The sequence below is a fragment of the Streptomyces lydicus genome, from assembly GCF_004125265.1.
Taxonomy (GTDB): Bacteria; Actinomycetota; Actinomycetes; order Streptomycetales; family Streptomycetaceae; genus Streptomyces; species Streptomyces lydicus_C.
The window spans coordinates 1,227,649-1,243,482 of record NZ_RDTE01000003.1 but is presented as its reverse complement, the minus strand read 5'-3'; the positions used below and the strand labels follow the sequence as shown (position 1 = coordinate 1,243,482).

2 protein-coding genes are annotated in these 15,834 nt (G+C 71.8%); both read left to right on the top strand.

All coding sequences use genetic code 11. The features are described 5' to 3' along the window. The first annotated feature begins 11 nt into the window (after nt 1–11). Nucleotides 12–4,829 (top strand): type I polyketide synthase, encoded by a 4,818-nt coding sequence (locus D9V36_RS07780; RefSeq protein WP_129293092.1) that lies wholly within the window; start codon nt 12–14, stop codon nt 4,827–4,829. Further along, nucleotides 4,826–15,832: a type I polyketide synthase gene (locus D9V36_RS07775; RefSeq protein WP_129293091.1), complete on the top strand. Its 11,007-nt coding sequence runs from the start codon at nt 4,826–4,828 to the stop codon at nt 15,830–15,832. Before D9V36_RS07780 ends, D9V36_RS07775 begins: the two co-directional genes overlap by 4 nt. Nucleotides 15,833–15,834 lie beyond the last annotated feature (2 nt).

Sequence of the window (15,834 nt, the reverse complement as noted above, 5' to 3'; positions counted from 1 at the left end):
AGAGATCCCCGATGCCCGACGAGGAGAAGCTCCTCCAGTACCTCAAGCGAGCCACTGCCGAGCTGCGCGAGTCCAACCGGCGGATCCGCGAACTGGAGGACCGGGCGGTCGAACCGATCGCCATCATCGGCATGGGCTGCCACTACCCGGGCGGCTGCCGCTCGCCCGAGGACCTGTGGCGTCTGGTCGCGGAGGGCGGTGACGCCGTCTCCGGCTTCCCCACCGACCGCGGCTGGGACCTCGGCGCGCTCGCGGGGACGGCGGCCCGCGAGGGCGGGTTCCTGTACGAGGCAGGGCGCTTCGACCCGGGATTCTTCGGGATCTCGCCGCGCGAGGCGCTCGCCATGGACCCGCAGCAGCGGCTCCTGCTGGAGACGAGCTGGGAGGCCGTCGAACGCAGCGGCATCGACCCGCTGTCGCTGCGCGGCAGCCGTACGGGAGTCTTCGCCGGGGCGATGTACCACGACTATGCGGTCGGCCTGCACGCTGTGCCCGAGGTGCTGGAGGGCTTCGTCGGGACGAGCAACGCGGGCAGCGTGCTGTCCGGCCGGGTGTCGTACGCCCTCGGCCTGGAGGGCCCCGCCATCACCCTCGACACGGCCTGCTCCTCGTCCCTGGTCGCCCTGCACCTGGCCGTGAAGGCGCTGCGCGGCGGCGAGTGCGACCTGGCGCTGGCGGGCGGGGTGACCGTGATGGCGACTCCGACGATGTTCGCCGGGTCGGAGTTCGACGAGGGCATGGCGACGGACGCCCGCTGCAAGTCGTTCGCCACGGCCGCCGACGGCACCGCATGGGGCGAGGGCGTCGGCGTCCTGCTGGTCGAGCGGCTCTCCGACGCGCAGCGCAACGGACACGAGGTCCTGGCAGTGGTCCGGGCCTGCGCGGTCAACCAGGACGGCGCCTCCAGCGGCCTGACGGCGCCCAACGGACCGTCCCAACAGCGCGTGATCCGGGAGACGCTGACGAACGCCCGCCTCACGCCCGCCGACGTGGACGCGGTCGAGGCGCACGGCACCGGAACCACACTCGGCGACCCCATCGAGGCGCAGGCCCTCCTCGCCACCTACGGCCAGGAGCGGGACCCCGGCCGGCCGCTGTGGCTCGGCTCCGTCAAATCGAACCTGGGCCACACCCAGGCCGCCGCCGGCGTCGCCGGGATCATCAAGATGGTCATGGCCATGCGCAACGGCGTCCTGCCGCGGACCCTGCACGTGGACGAACCGTCGTCGCACGTGGACTGGACGGCGGGCGCGGTCGAGCTGCTCACCGAGGCCCGGCCGTGGGAGACCGGCGGGCGCCCGCGCCGGGCAGGCATCTCGTCGTTCGGGGTGAGCGGCACCAACGCGCACGTCGTCCTCGAGCAGGCCCCCGAGGTACGGGCCGAGCCCGAGGTGCGGGCCGCAGCACGGCCGTCCGTGCTCCCGTGGCTGGTCTCCGCACGCTCGGCCGCCGGCCTGCGCGGCCAGGCGGAACGCATCGCCTCTTTCCTGGCGGACTCGCCCGACCTCGCCGACATCGACGTGGCCCACTCCCTCGCCACCAGTCGCGCGGCCCTCGACCACCGGGCGGTGGTCCTGGCCGCCGACCGCGCCGGATTCCTGGCCGGCCTGTCCGCGCTGGCCGGGGACGAGGAGACCGCCTATGTGGTGCGGGGCTTCGCCTCGCCGGGAGACGTGGCGTTCCTGTTCTCCGGGCAGGGGGCGCAGCGAGCCGGGATGGGCCGGGGACTGTACGAGACGTTCCCGGTGTTCGCGGAAGAGCTGGACGCGGTGTGCGCGCGACTGGACACGGAGCTGGACCGTCCGCTGCGTGACGTCCTCTTCGACGGCGGGGAGGTGATCGACCAGACCGTCTACACGCAGGCAGGGCTTTTCGCGCTGGAGGTGGCTCTCTTCCGGCTGCTGGAGTCGTGGGGTGTCACGCCGGACTTCCTGCTGGGGCATTCGATCGGTGAGCTGGCTGCCGCGCATGTGGCGGGTGTGCTGTCGCTGGACGACGCGTGCACCTTGGTTGCCGCGCGTGGCCGGCTGATGCAGGCGCTGCCGCCCGGTGGAGTGATGCTGGCCGTCGAGGGGGATGAGTCCGAGATCGCGGAAGCCGTGGCCTCGTACGAGAACCGCGTCAGCATCGCCGCCGTCAACGGGCCCACCTCCATGGTGGTCTCCGGCGACGCGGATGCCGTCACGGAGCTTGAGGCGATGTGGCGCGAGGCAGGCCGGCGGGTCAAGCGGCTGACGGTCTCGCACGCCTTCCACTCGCCGCGCATGGACGCCATGCTCGACGAATTCGCCGAAGTGGCACGCAAAATCACCTTCCACGCGCCGCAGCTGCCGATCGTCTCCAACGTGACCGGGAAGCTCGCCGACGCGGACGAGATCCGCACCCCCGACTACTGGGTCCGGCACGTCCGCCAGGCCGTCCGTTTCGCCGACGGGGTGCGGTGCCTCCACACCGAGGGCGTCACCAAGTTCATCGAGCTGGGGCCCGACAGCGTCCTCACCGCCATGACCCGGCTGTGCCTCGCGGACGAGGCCGGTACGCGCGCCAGCGTCGCCCTTCCCGTCCTGCAGGGCGACCGGGACGAGGCCACCTCCGCGATCGAGGCCCTCGCCACGGCGCACGTCCACGGCGTCGCGGTCGACCGCGACCGAGTGTTCGCCCACTGGGGTGGTACGCGGGTGGACCTGCCGACGTACGCCTTCCATCGCGAACAGTTCTGGCCGGTGGCGCCGGGCGGGGGAGACCCAGCCGACTGGCGCTACCGCATCGACTGGCAGCCCCTCCCGGCAGTACCGCGGCCACGGCTCGCCGGGACCTGGTGGCTGATCGTGCCGCTGGCCGGAACTCATGATCCCGTCGTGGAAGCCTGTGCGGCAGCCGTGACCCGGCACGGCGCGACCGTCCTCCGCGTCCCGGCCGGGCCCGACCCCGACACCCTCCGCCGTGCCCTGCGGGAGGCCGGGGACTCCGGCGCCCCGACCGGAATGCTGTCCCTGCTCGCCCTGGACGAGAGGCCCGACCCCGACCACCCGCACGTGCCCGCCGGGATCACCGCCACCCTGGCACTGCTCCAGGCCCTGGACGCGCAGGCGTCCGGTGCCGATGACGCCAAGGTCTGGGCGCTGACGCGCGGCGCCGTAGCGGTCGCCCCCGACGAGGCGCCGAACGGCACCGCCGGCCCCGCCGTATGGGGCCTCGGCCGGGTCGCCGCCCTCGAATACCCCACCCGCTGGGGTGGCCTGATCGACCTCCCGGAAAACCTCGACGCGCACACCGGCACCCTCCTCGCCTCGCTCCTGGCCGACGGCGCTGCTTCCGGCACTGACGATGCCGGAATCGGTGGCGTCGGCAGCGGAGGCGAGGACCAGATCGCCGTGCGGCCCACCGGCACGTACGGCCGCCGACTGGTCCGCGCCACCACCGGCGGCCCGCTCACCGACACCTGGCGGCCCCGTGGCACGGCCCTGATCACCGGCGGTACGGGCGGTCTCGGCCGGCACGTGGCCCGAAGGCTCGCCGAGCGGGGCATCGGGCACCTGGTCCTGACCAGCCGCCGGGGGGACCGCGCCCCCGGCACCGCCGACCTCGTCGCGGAGCTCGGCGCGCTCGGCGCCAAGGTGACCGTGGCCGCCTGCGACGTGGCCGACCGGACGGCACTCGCCGCGCTGCTGGCCGAACTGCCCGCCGACGAACCGGTCACCACGGTCGTCCACGCCGCCGGGGTCGGGGACCTCGGCTCGCTGACGGACACCACCCCCGGCCAGCTGGCCGCCGTGCTCGCCGCCAAGACCACGGGTGCGGAGAACTTGCACGCCCTGTGCGACAGCCCCGCGCTCGAGGCGTTCGTGCTGTTCTCCTCCGCCGCCGCGACCTGGGGCGGCGCGGGCCAGGGCGCCTACGCCGCCGCCAACGCCCACCTGGACGCGCTGGCCCAGCGCCGCCGTGCCGCCGGTCTGCCCGCGACCTCGATCGCCTGGGGTACCTGGGACGGGCCCGGCATGGGGGACGGCGCCACCGCCGCCGAACTGCGCCGACGCGGAGTGCTGACGATGGCGGTGGAACCCGCGCTGACCGCTCTGGGTGACGCGGTGACGCGGGACGAGGCGTGCGTGACCGTCGCCGGTGTCGACTGGCCGCTGTTCGCCCCCGTGTTCACGATGGCCCGTCCGAGCCCGCTGCTGGCCGCGCTGCCCGAGGCCCGCCCGCCCGCCGCGGGCCGAGGCGACGGCCCCCGGGCGGACACCACCGCGCTGCGGGCCCGACTGGCCGCGCTCCCCCTCGTGCAGCGTGAGAACACCCTGCTCGAACTGGTCCTGGAACAGGCCGCGCTGGTCCTCGGCCACGCGGACGCGTCCGACGTCGAGGCCGACCGGGCGTTCCGCGACCTCGGCTTCGACTCGCTGTCCGCGCTCCAGATGCGCGACCGCATCGAGGCGACCACCGGAATCGCGCTGCCGGCGACGGCCGTCTTCGACCATCCGACACCGGACGCCCTCACCGGCCGACTGCTGGCCCAGCTGGCCCCGGAACCCGCGGACGGCCCCGTACTTCCGCCGCTGTCGCCCGAAGACGAACGGATCATGCGCACGGTAGCCGCCATCCCGCCCGCCCGGCTCCGCGAGGCCGGCCTGCTGGACATCCTGCTCCGCCTGGCCGACGCCGGACACCCCGGCACTGCCGGGGCGGCAGCCGCCGACGAACGGGCCGGCTCCGGTGTCCGTGCGGAAGAGCTCGACGCCATGGACGGCGAGAGCCTGCTCAAACTGTTCTCCGCCACCGGTGTCGACGACGCCGACGACGCCACCGACGAGGGAGCCCGCGCGTCATGAGTGCCACCATCGACCAGTACGTCGAAGCCCTGCGCAGCTCCGTGAAGGAGACCGAGCGGCTCAAGGCCCTCAACCGTGAACTGACCGCGGCCGGCCGCGAGCCCCTCGCCATCGTCGGCATGGCCTGCAGGCTGCCCGGCGGAATCGATTCCCCCGAAGCCCTCTGGGAACTGCTCGAGCGGGGCGGCGACGGCATCTCCGGATTCCCCACCGACCGGGGCTGGGACACGAAGCAGCCGTACGCCGCGGAGGCCGAAGGACCCGGGACCTACGCGCGGCAGGGCGGCTTCGTCCACGATGCGGGCTCCTTCGACGCGGACTTCTTCGGCATCTCGCCCCGCGAGGCCCTCGCCATGGATCCGCAGCAACGCATCCTCCTGGAAACCGCCTGGGAGTGCCTCGAACGGTCGGGCATCGACCCGACGTCGCTGCGCGGCAGCCGTACGGGAGTGTTCGTCGGGGCCACCAACTCCGGCTACGGAGTCGCGACGTCGATGTCCGAGGACCTTGAGGGCTACTCCCTGATCGGCGCCGCCACCAGCGTGCTCTCCGGCCGGGTGGCGTACTCGCTCGGTCTGGAGGGGCCGGCGGTGTCGGTGGACACGGCGTGCTCGTCGTCGCTGGTGGCGCTGCACCTCGCGGCCCAGGCGCTGCGCTCCGGCGAGTGCACGATGGCCCTCGCGGGCGGCGTCACCGTCATGGCCACCCCAGGTGCGTTCGCCGAGTTCGGCCGCCAGCGCGGCCTCGCGGCCGACGGCCGGTGCAAGCCCTTCGCGGCCGGAGCCGACGGCACCGGCTGGGGCGAGGGCGTGGCGCTGTTGCTGGTCGAGCGACTGTCCGACGCACGGCGCAACGGGCATCCCGTACTGGCCGTGCTCCGGGGCTCCGCGATGAACTCCGACGGCGCGTCGAACGGCCTGACCGCACCCAACGGACCCTCCCAACAGCGCGTCATCCACGAGGCATTGACCAACGCCCGGCTGTCGGCGGCCGATGTAGACGCCGTCGAGGCGCACGGCACCGGCACCACGCTCGGCGACCCCATCGAGGCGCAGGCGCTCCTCGCCACGTACGGCCGGGGCAGGGCGGCGGACCGGCCGCTGTGGCTCGGCTCGGTGAAGTCCAACATCGGGCACACACAGTCGGCGGCCGGTGCAGCCGGTGTCATCAAGATGGTCATGGCCATGCGCCACGGTGTCCTGCCCAAGTCCCTGCACATCGACGCGCCGTCGCCGCACGTGGACTGGACGGCGGGTGCGGTCGAGCTGCTGGCGGAGGCCCGCGACTGGCCGAAGGGCACCGCGCCGCGCCGGGCCGGCGTGTCGGCGTTCGGCGTGAGCGGCACCAACGCGCACGTGATCCTGGAAGAGGCGCCGGAGCCCGCGGACACGGCCAGGCAGAACCCACCCGCTGCCGCCCCTCCGGCTCCGATGCCCCTGGTGCCCTGGCCGCTGTCCGCGAAGACGGCACATGCGCTGCGCGGCCAGGCCGACCGGCTCCGTACGTTCCTCGACACCGCCCCCCACCACGCCCCCGCCGACATCGGGCTGTCGCTGGCGACGACCCGGGCCGCTCTGGACCACCGCGCGGTGGTGCTCGCCGCCGACCGCGAGGGATTCCGCGCGGGCCTCACCGCGCTCGCGCGGGGCGAGAAGCACGCGTACGTGGAGAGCGGCGCGGCGCTCAAGGGCCGGACCGCCTTCCTGTTCACGGGGCAGGGGGCGCAGCGGGCCGGGATGGGTCGGGGGCTGTATGCGGCGTTCCCGGTGTTTGCGGATGCGTTGGATGCGGTGTGTGCGCGGATGGATGGCGCTCTGGAGCGTCCGTTGCGTGATGTGCTCTTCGGTGACGGGGAGTTGATCGATCAGACGGTTTACACGCAGGCGGGATTGTTCGCGCTGGAGGTTGCTCTCTTCCGGTTGCTGGAGTCGTGGGGTGTCACTCCTGACTTCCTGCTGGGGCATTCGATTGGTGAGTTGGCTGCTGCGCATGTGGCGGGTGTGTTGTCGCTGGATGATGCGTGTGCGTTGGTGGCGGCGCGGGGTCGGTTGATGCAGGCGTTGCCGTCCGGTGGGGCGATGCTGGCTGTCGAGGGTGTGGAGTCCGAGGTCGCGGGGGCGCTGGTCTCGTACGAGGGCCGGGTGAGCGTTGCTGCGGTCAACGGGCCGACCTCGGTGGTGGTGTCCGGCGACGCGGATGCGGTCGCGGAGCTTGAGGCTGGGTGGCGCGAGGCAGGCCGGCGGGTCAAGCGGCTGACGGTCTCGCACGCCTTCCACTCGCCGCGCATGGACGCGATGCTCGACGAGTTCGCCGACGTGGCAGGGAAGCTGGCCTTCCACGCCCCGCAGATCCCGATCGTCTCCAACGTCACCGGCGAGCTCGCGGACCCCGACGAGATCCGGACCCCCGCCTACTGGGTCCGCCACGTCCGCGAAGCCGTCCGGTTCGCCGACGGTGTGCGGAGCCTGCGCGCGGCGGGCGTCACCAAGCTCGTCGAACTGGGCCCCGACGGCGTCCTGACCGCCATGGCCCGCCAGAGCGTCGAAGACGATGCGCAGACCGTCGCGATACCCACGCTGCGCGCGGGTCGCGACGAGCTCGGCTCCTGGTGGCAGGCCGTTGCGCTGATGCACATCCGCGGAATCCCGGCCGACTGGGCCGCCGTCCACGCCCCGAGCGGCGCACGTACGGTCGACCTGCCGACGTACGCCTTCCAGCGCGAGCACTACTGGCTGCTGCCCTCCGCGCGCGAGCGCACCGGTACCGCCGCCGACCACCACGACCGGCGCTACCGGGTCGGCTGGAAGCCCGTCCCCGAAGCCGTCGCCCCCGATCTGACCGGCACCTGGCTGCTGGTGACGGACGAGAAGTCCGCCGACACCGTGCTGGTGCGTGACTGCGCGGCCACCCTGACCGGCTCGGGCGCGGACGTACGCGAACTCGTCCTGACCGAATCGTCAGTCGAACGCGACTGCCTTGCACGTCAGTTGCGGGAGAGCGCCGCAGGCGTCCCCCTCTCGGGAGTGCTCTCCCTCCTCGCCGCCGACGAGCGACCGGACCCCGGCCACCCGGCACTGCCCGCCGGCATCGCCCGTACCGTCACTCTCCTCCAGGCGCTTGGAGACACGGGCATCAAGGCCCCGCTTTGGCTGGTCACGCGTGGCGCGGTCACTGTGGCGCCCGGAGAGGAACTGGCCGGCATCCCCGGCGGACAGGTGTGGGCCCTCGGCCGGGTCGCCGCCCTGGAGTACCCGCGCCGCTGGACCGGGCTTGTGGACCTGCCCGCCGGCGCCGGGCCGCTGGACGCACGTACCCGCAGAAGGCTGGCCGGAGTGCTGGCCGACAGTGGCGACGAGGACCAGATCGCGGTACGGCCGACCGGACTGTTCGGGCGCCGCCTCGTCGATGCGCCCCAGGCCCCGGTCACCGACACCTGGCAGCCGTCCGGCACCGTCCTGGTCACCGGCGGCACGGGCGCGCTCGGCGCACACGTCGCGCGCTGGCTCGCGGACCGGGGCGCCCCTCACCTCCTGCTGGCCGGCCGCCGGGGCCCGACAGCCCCCTCGGCCGCCGCCCTGGCGGCCGAACTCCGGGCGCGCGGCACCAAGGTCACCGTCGTCGCCTGCGACGTCGCGGACCGGAGCGCGGTGGACGCGCTCCTGCGTGACATCCCGGACGACCTTCCGCTCACGGCGGTCTTCCACGCGGCCGGCACCGGCGCCTTCGCCCCCCTGACGGAGACCGGGCTCGCCGACTTCGCGACCGGACTCGAAGCCAAGGTGGCCGGCGCCGTCAACCTGCACGAGGCGCTTGTCCACGTACCCCTGGAAACGTTCGTGCTGTTTTCGTCCGTCGCCGCCGTCTGGGGCAGCGGTGGCCAGGCCGCGTACGCCGTCGCGAACGCCTTCCTGGACGGACTCGCTGAGCGCAGGCACGCCGCCGGACTCGCCGCCACCTCGATCGCCTGGGGCCCGTGGGCCGGCGACGGCATGGCGGGCGCCGCCGCCACCAGCGACTACCTGCGCAAGCGCGGACTGCTGCCGATGGACCCGCAGTGGGCCGTCGGCGCACTGGGCCGGGCCGTGGACGGCGCCGACACCTGCGTGGCGGTCGCGGACATCGACTGGCCCCGGTTCGCCGCCACCTTCACCGCGGCCCGACCCCGCCCGCTCCTCGACGAGCTGCCTGCCGTCCGCGACTCCCGTGACCGTCGGCCCGCCGCGCCGACCGCACCCCGCGGCGCGGCCTCGGAACTCGCCGCCCGCCTCACGGGTCTGTCGCCCGCCGAACAGGAGACGGTGGCCCTGGCGACGGTACGGGACCAGGTCGCGGAGGTGCTCGGCCACCGGCGCGGCGCCGAGGCGGTCGAACCGCACCGGGCGTTCACCGAACTCGGCTTCGACTCGCTCACCGCGATCGAACTGCGCGAAGCCCTGAACGCCGCGACCGGCCTGCGCCTGCCCGCGACCCTGATCTTCGACTACCCCACCTCGGCCGCCCTCGCGGAGCATCTGCGGACCGAGTGCCTCGGCGGTTCCGCCGAGGCCGTGCGCGCACACCGCACCGCGGACGCGGACGAGCCGATCGCGATCATCGGCATGAGCTGCCGCTACCCCTATGGCGTGGAGTCCCCCGAGGACCTGTGGCGGCTGGTGCTGGCGGGCACGGACGCGACCTCGTCCTTTCCCGACGACCGGGGGTGGGGCCTCGGCGCGTTGTACGACCCCGAGGGCGCCGCACCGGGCACCTCGTACGTCCGCGAGGGCGCTTTCCTGTCCGGCGCAGCCGACTTCGACCCGGCCTTCTTCGGAATCTCGCCGCGCGAGGCCCTCGCCATGGACCCGCAGCAGCGGCTTCTCCTGGAAACGGGCTGGGAGGTGTTCGAGCGCGCCGGTATCGACCCGACGGCGCTGCGCGGCAGCCGAACCGGCGTCTACACCGGCACGAACGGTCAGGACTACCTCCCGCTGCTCCTGGCCTCCGAGCACGGCAGCGAGAGCCACCAGGGCATCGGCAACGCGGCTGGAGTGATGTCCGGTCGGGTCGCGTACACGCTCGGCCTGGAGGGCCCGGCGATGACGGTCGACACGGCGTGTTCGTCGTCGCTGGTGGCGCTGCACCTGGCGGTGCAGGCGCTGTGCAGCGGCGAGTGCGACTTGGCGCTGGCCGGCGGTGTCACGGTGATGTCCACGCCCTCCGCGTTCGTCGAGTTCAGCCGCCAGGGCGGGCTCGCGGCCGACGGCCGCTGCAAGGCGTTCGCCGCGTCGGCCGACGGTACGGCGTGGGGCGAGGGCGTCGGTGTGCTGCTGGTGGAGCGGTTGTCGGATGCGCGTCGCAATGGTCATCGGGTGCTGGCGGTGGTGCGGGGTTCGGCGGTGAACTCCGATGGTGCGTCGAACGGTTTGACGGCGCCGAACGGTCCGTCGCAGCAGCGGGTGATTCGGCAGGCGTTGGCGAATGCGGGGTTGTCCGCGGTCGATGTGGACGTGGTCGAGGCGCATGGTACGGGTACGAAGCTGGGTGACCCGATCGAGGCGCAGGCGTTGCTCGCCACGTACGGTCAGGACCGGCCGGCCGGCCGGCCGCTGTGGTTGGGGTCGCTGAAGTCGAACATCGGTCACACGCAGGCTGCTTCCGGGGTTGCCGGTGTGATCAAGATGGTCATGGCGATGCGGCATGGAGTGCTGCCCCGGACGCTGCACGTGGACGAGCCGTCGCCGCATGTGGATTGGACGGCGGGTGCGGTCGAGCTGCTGACGGAGGAGCGGGTGTGGCCGGCGGTCGGGGATCGGCCGCTGCGGGCTGGTGTGTCCTCGTTCGGCATGAGTGGCACCAACGCCCACGTGATCCTGGAGGGGGCGCCTGAGCGCGAGCCCGAGACGGATGCCGTGTTGGCGGAGTCCGGGCCCGGGACGGTGCTGCCGTTCGTGATTTCCGGCAAGTCGGCGGCAGGGCTGTGGGCCCAGGCGGAGCGGCTGCGCGCCTTCGTGGAGGAGCGGGAGGACCTGACGGCCGCCGACCTCGCGTTGTCGTTGGTGACGACGCGGGCGGTGCTGGAGCACCGGGCGGTGGTGTTGTCCCCGGACCGTGAGACGGCTTTGGTCCGGCTGGCGGAGCTCGCCGGGGGTGGTTCCGGGGCGGGTGTGGTGACCGGTGTGTCGGTGCCGGGGAAGACGGCGTTCTTGTTCACGGGGCAGGGGGCGCAGCGGGCCGGGATGGGGCGGGGGCTGTATGCGGCGTTCCCGGTGTTTGCGGATGCTTTGGATGCGGTGTGTGCGCGGATGGACGGTTCCTTGCAGCATCCGTTGCGTGATGTGCTCTTCGGTGACGGGGAGTTGATCGATCAGACGGTTTACACGCAGGCGGGACTGTTTGCGCTGGAGGTTGCTCTCTTCCGGCTGCTGGAGTCGTGGGGTGTCATCCCTGACTTCCTGCTGGGGCATTCGATTGGTGAGTTGGCTGCTGCGCATGTGGCGGGTGTGTTGTCGCTGGATGATGCGTGTGCGTTGGTGGCGGCGCGGGGTCGGCTGATGCAGGCTCTGCCGTCCGGTGGGGCCATGCTCGCTGTTGAGGGGGTGGAGTCCGAGGTCGCGGGGGCGCTGGTCTCGTATGAGGGTCGGGTGAGCGTTGCTGCGGTCAATGGGCCGACCTCGGTGGTGGTGTCCGGTGACGCGGATGCTGTCGTGGAGCTTGAGGCTGTGTGGCGTGAGGCGGGTCGTCGGGTCAAGCGGCTGACGGTTTCGCATGCGTTCCACTCGCCGTGTATGGACGCGATGTTGGATGAATTCGCTGCTGTGGCAGCAGAGCTGACCTTCCATGCCCCGCAGCTGCCGATCGTTTCCAACGTGACCGGGAAGCTCGCCGACGCGGACGAGATCCGGACCCCGGGTTACTGGGTGAGGCATGTCCGCGAGGCGGTGCGTTTCGCTGACGGCGTGGCCACCCTGAGTGGCAAGGGCGTCAGCCGCTTCCTGGAGCTGGGCCCCGACGGCGTACTCACCGCCATGGTGCAGGAGAGCGCCGAGAGCGACGTGGCGGTTCCGGTGCTGCGCTCCAGCCGTGACGAGGTCGAATCCCTGTTCACGGCGCTGGCCACGGTGCATGCACGGGGCGCGGCTGTGGACTGGGCCGCTGTCCTGGCCCCGTCCGGTGGGCGGACCGTCGAGCTGCCGACGTACGCGTTCGTGCGTGAGCGGTTCTGGCCGAGGGTCTCGCTGGTCGCGGGCGACGTGAGCGCTGCCGGCCTGGGCGTCATGGGCCATCCGCTGCTGGGTGCCGGGGTGGCTCTTGCCGACGGAGAGGGCACGGTGTTCACCGGGCGGCTCTCTCAGACCTCGCACCCGTGGCTGGCCGATCACGTCGTCCACGGGCAGGTCGTGGTCCCCGGCACCGCGTTCGTGGAGCTGGCCGTACGTGCGGGCGACCAGGTCGCCTGTGGGCACCTTGAGGAATTGGTGCTGGAAAGGCCGCTGGTCCTGCCGCCGGGGCAGGCGGTGCAGGTGCAGGTCAGTGTGGAGGGAGTCGACGAACTGGGGCGGCGGCCGTTCACGGTGCACGGGCGCGTGGAGCGTCCCGGCACCGACGCCGGATGGCCGGACCAGGCGTGGACCCGTCACGCCGTCGGAGCCCTGACCCCCACCGGGCAGGCGGCCACTCTCACCGCCGACGCCGCCCAGTGGCCGCCGGCCGACGCCGTGCCGGCCGAGGTCGAGGATATGTACGCAGCTCTCGATGCGATCGGGCTGCACTACGGTCCCGTCTTCCAAGGCGTACGTGAGGTGTGGCTGCGCGGCGACGAAGTGTTCGCGGAAGTGGCCCTTCCCGAAGAGGAAGAAAGCCGGGCGGCGCGGTTCGGGCTGCACCCGGCACTGCTCGACGCCGCGCTCCAGTCCATGGCCGTACGAGTCTTCGCAGCTCAGGGTGGCGGCGACGGCGGTGCGGAAGCGCCCGCGCGGCTCCCCTTCTCTTGGTCCGGGGTCACCCTGGCCGCCTCCGGCGCGGGCCTGCTGCGGGTGCACCTCCGCCCGACCGGCACGGACGGCGTCGCGCTGAGCGCCACCGACGGCGACGGCGCACCCGTCATCTCCGCCGAACGGCTCGTGATGCGCGCACTCCAGCAGGAGCAATTCGCCGCGCCCGCCGCCTCTGCCGGACAGGACTCGCTGTACCGTCTGGAGTGGACCAGGCTGCCGAGCGCCGGCGGCGACGAACCGGCACCCGGCTCTGTCGCTCTGCTCGATGCGTTTGGTGTGCCAGGGGTCGCGGAGGGTCTGACGGCCGCAGGCGGTGCCGTATGCCGCATGGCCTCCACCGACGAACCCGTGGGTGAACTCCCCGGCTTGGTGGCTCTGCCGGTGGCGGACGCGACTGCGGCCGACGTACTGCCGATCCTGCGGGACTGGCTCGCGGACGAGCGATGGGAGGGCGTGCCCCTCGCGGTGCTGACGCGTGGTGCGGTGGATGTGGGTGATGGCCGTGCGGTGGCGGATCTGGCTGCTGCTGGTGTGTGGGGTCTGGTGCGTTCGGCGCAGTCGGAGCACCCCGGGCGCCTTGTACTGGTGGACGTGGACGATACGCCCGTTTCGTGGGCTGTGTTGGGCGGTGCCCTTGCCAGCGGTGAAGGCCAGCTGGTGATTCGTGACGGTGGTGTGCTGGCTGCGCGTCTGGTGAAGGGTGGCGGTGGCCTGGTCCTGCCGACCGGAGGTGAACCCTGGCGTTTGGAGGGTTCTGAGCGGGGCGCGCTGGAAGACCTCGCGCCGGTTGCGGTGGGCTTGCCGGTGGTGGGCGAACTCGCTCCTGGGCAGGTGCGGGTTGGTGTGCGTGCGACGGGGGTGAACTTCCGTGACGTGTTGGTCGCTCTTGGTTCGTATCCGGATGCCACTGCTCTGATGGGTTCTGAGGGTGCGGGTGTGGTCCTGGAGGTCGGTCCCGGTGTTGAGGGGTTGGTGGTTGGGGACCGGGTCTTCGGGCTGTTCAACGGTGGTTTCGGTCCGGTGGTGGTGGTTGATCGGCGTTTGGTGGCGCGGGTGCCGGTGGGGTGGTCGTTCGTGCAGGCGGCGTCGGTGCCGATGGCGTTTTTGACGGCGTATTACGGGTTGGTGGATCTGGGTGGTCTGGGCTCGGGTGAGTCGGTGCTTGTGCATGCGGCTGCTGGTGGTGTGGGTATGGCTGCTGTGCAGTTGGCGCGGCATTTGGGTGCTGAGGTGTTTGCGACGGCGAGTGTGTCGAAGTGGCCGGTCGTGGAGGGTCTCGGGGTTTCGCGTGAGCGGATCGCTTCCTCTCGTGATCTGTCGTTCGAGGACGCTTTCCGTGAGCGGCTGGGCGGGCGTGGTGTTGATGTGGTCCTCAATGCTTTGGCGGGGGAGTACATCGATGCGAGTGCCCGGTTGTTGGGGGAGGGTGGTCGGTTTGTCGAGATGGGCAAGGCCGATCTTCGCGACGCTGGTTCCTTCGCGGACGGGGTTGCGTATAGGGCGTTTGATCTCTTCGATGCGGGTTTGGATCGGTTGGGCGAGATGCTCGCCATCGTTGTGGATTTGTTTGAGCGGGGTGTGTTGTCGCTGTTGCCGGTTCGGGCGTGGGATGTGCGGGAGGTGGTGTCTGCGTTCCGGTTGATGAGCCGGGGTGGGCATGTCGGCAAGAACGTCCTTACCTTCCCTCGTCCTCTCGACCGTGACGGCACTGTTTTGATCACGGGTGGTACGGGTGCGTTGGGTGGTTTGTTGGCCCGGCATCTGGTGACTGAGTACGGGGTGCGTCATCTGGTGCTGACCAGTCGTCGGGGCGGGGATGCTCCGGGTGCTTCCGACCTCCTCACGGAGCTGCGGGGCCTGGGTGCTGAGGTTGTTGCGGTGGCGTGTGACGTCTCTGACCGCGAGGCCCTGGCGGCTGTGCTGGATGGGATTCCGGCTGAGCATGCCCTGACGGGCATCGTGCACACCGCCGGTGTGGTGGATGACGGTGTCTTTGCGTCGATGACGCCTGACCGACTGGCTGCCGTCTTCGCGCCGAAGGCTGACGCGGCGTTGCATCTGCATGAGCTGACCGCTCACCTCGACCTGGCGATGTTCACGCTGTACTCGTCGATCGCGGCGACCTATGGTTCGCCGGGTCAGGCCAACTACGCTGCCGCCAACGCCGTTCTCGACGCCCTCGCTCATCACCGTCGGGCCCACGGCCTGGCCGGACAGGCCCTGGCCTGGGGGCCGTGGGACCAGAGCACCGCCGGTGGCATGGTCGGCGAACTGAGCCAGGGGGACCGGGAGCGAATGAGCCGCTCCGGGTTCCGCCCGCTCGCACCCGAGCGCGGTCTCGCCCTGTTCAACCGGGCGCTCCAGGCGCCTGCCCCTTCCTTGGTCACCGCCGACATCGACACCGCTGCTCTCGCGGCCCACGAGCCCGATGCCCTGCCTGCTCTGCTGCGCGGCCTGGTCCGACCGGCTCGCCGCACCGCCGCCACCCGCACCAGCGCAACCACCGGCGGCGTCACCCTGGCCCAGCAACTGGCCGGGCTCGGTGCGGACGAGGGGAGCCGGCTCCTCCTGGGCGTCGTACGTGGTGAGGCCGCCGCGGTCCTCGGTTTCGCCGCACCGGACGCGGTCGAACCGCAACGCTCCTTCGCGGATCTGGGCTTCGACTCCCTCACCGCTGTCGAGCTCCGCAACCGGCTCACCGCCGCCACCGGCACCCGTCTGCCCCCCACCCTCATCTTCGACTACCCCACCCCCCTCGCGCTTGCCGAACACCTCCACCGCGAAATCCTCGGGACCGAGGCATCTCCCGCTAGAGAGATGCTGGAGGATCTCGAGAGGATCGCCAGAGACATGCCGCACCTCGATCACGCGGACAGGCTCACAATTCGTACCAAGGTGGAAGCTCTCCTGGAGAAGTGGAGTGGTTCGGTGAACGATGGAAAGGAGTCCGATGACAGTGACATCGAGTCCGCGACCGAGGCCGATATATTCGCCCTGATCGACAGTGAGTTGGAACTTCCGACCGACTGAGG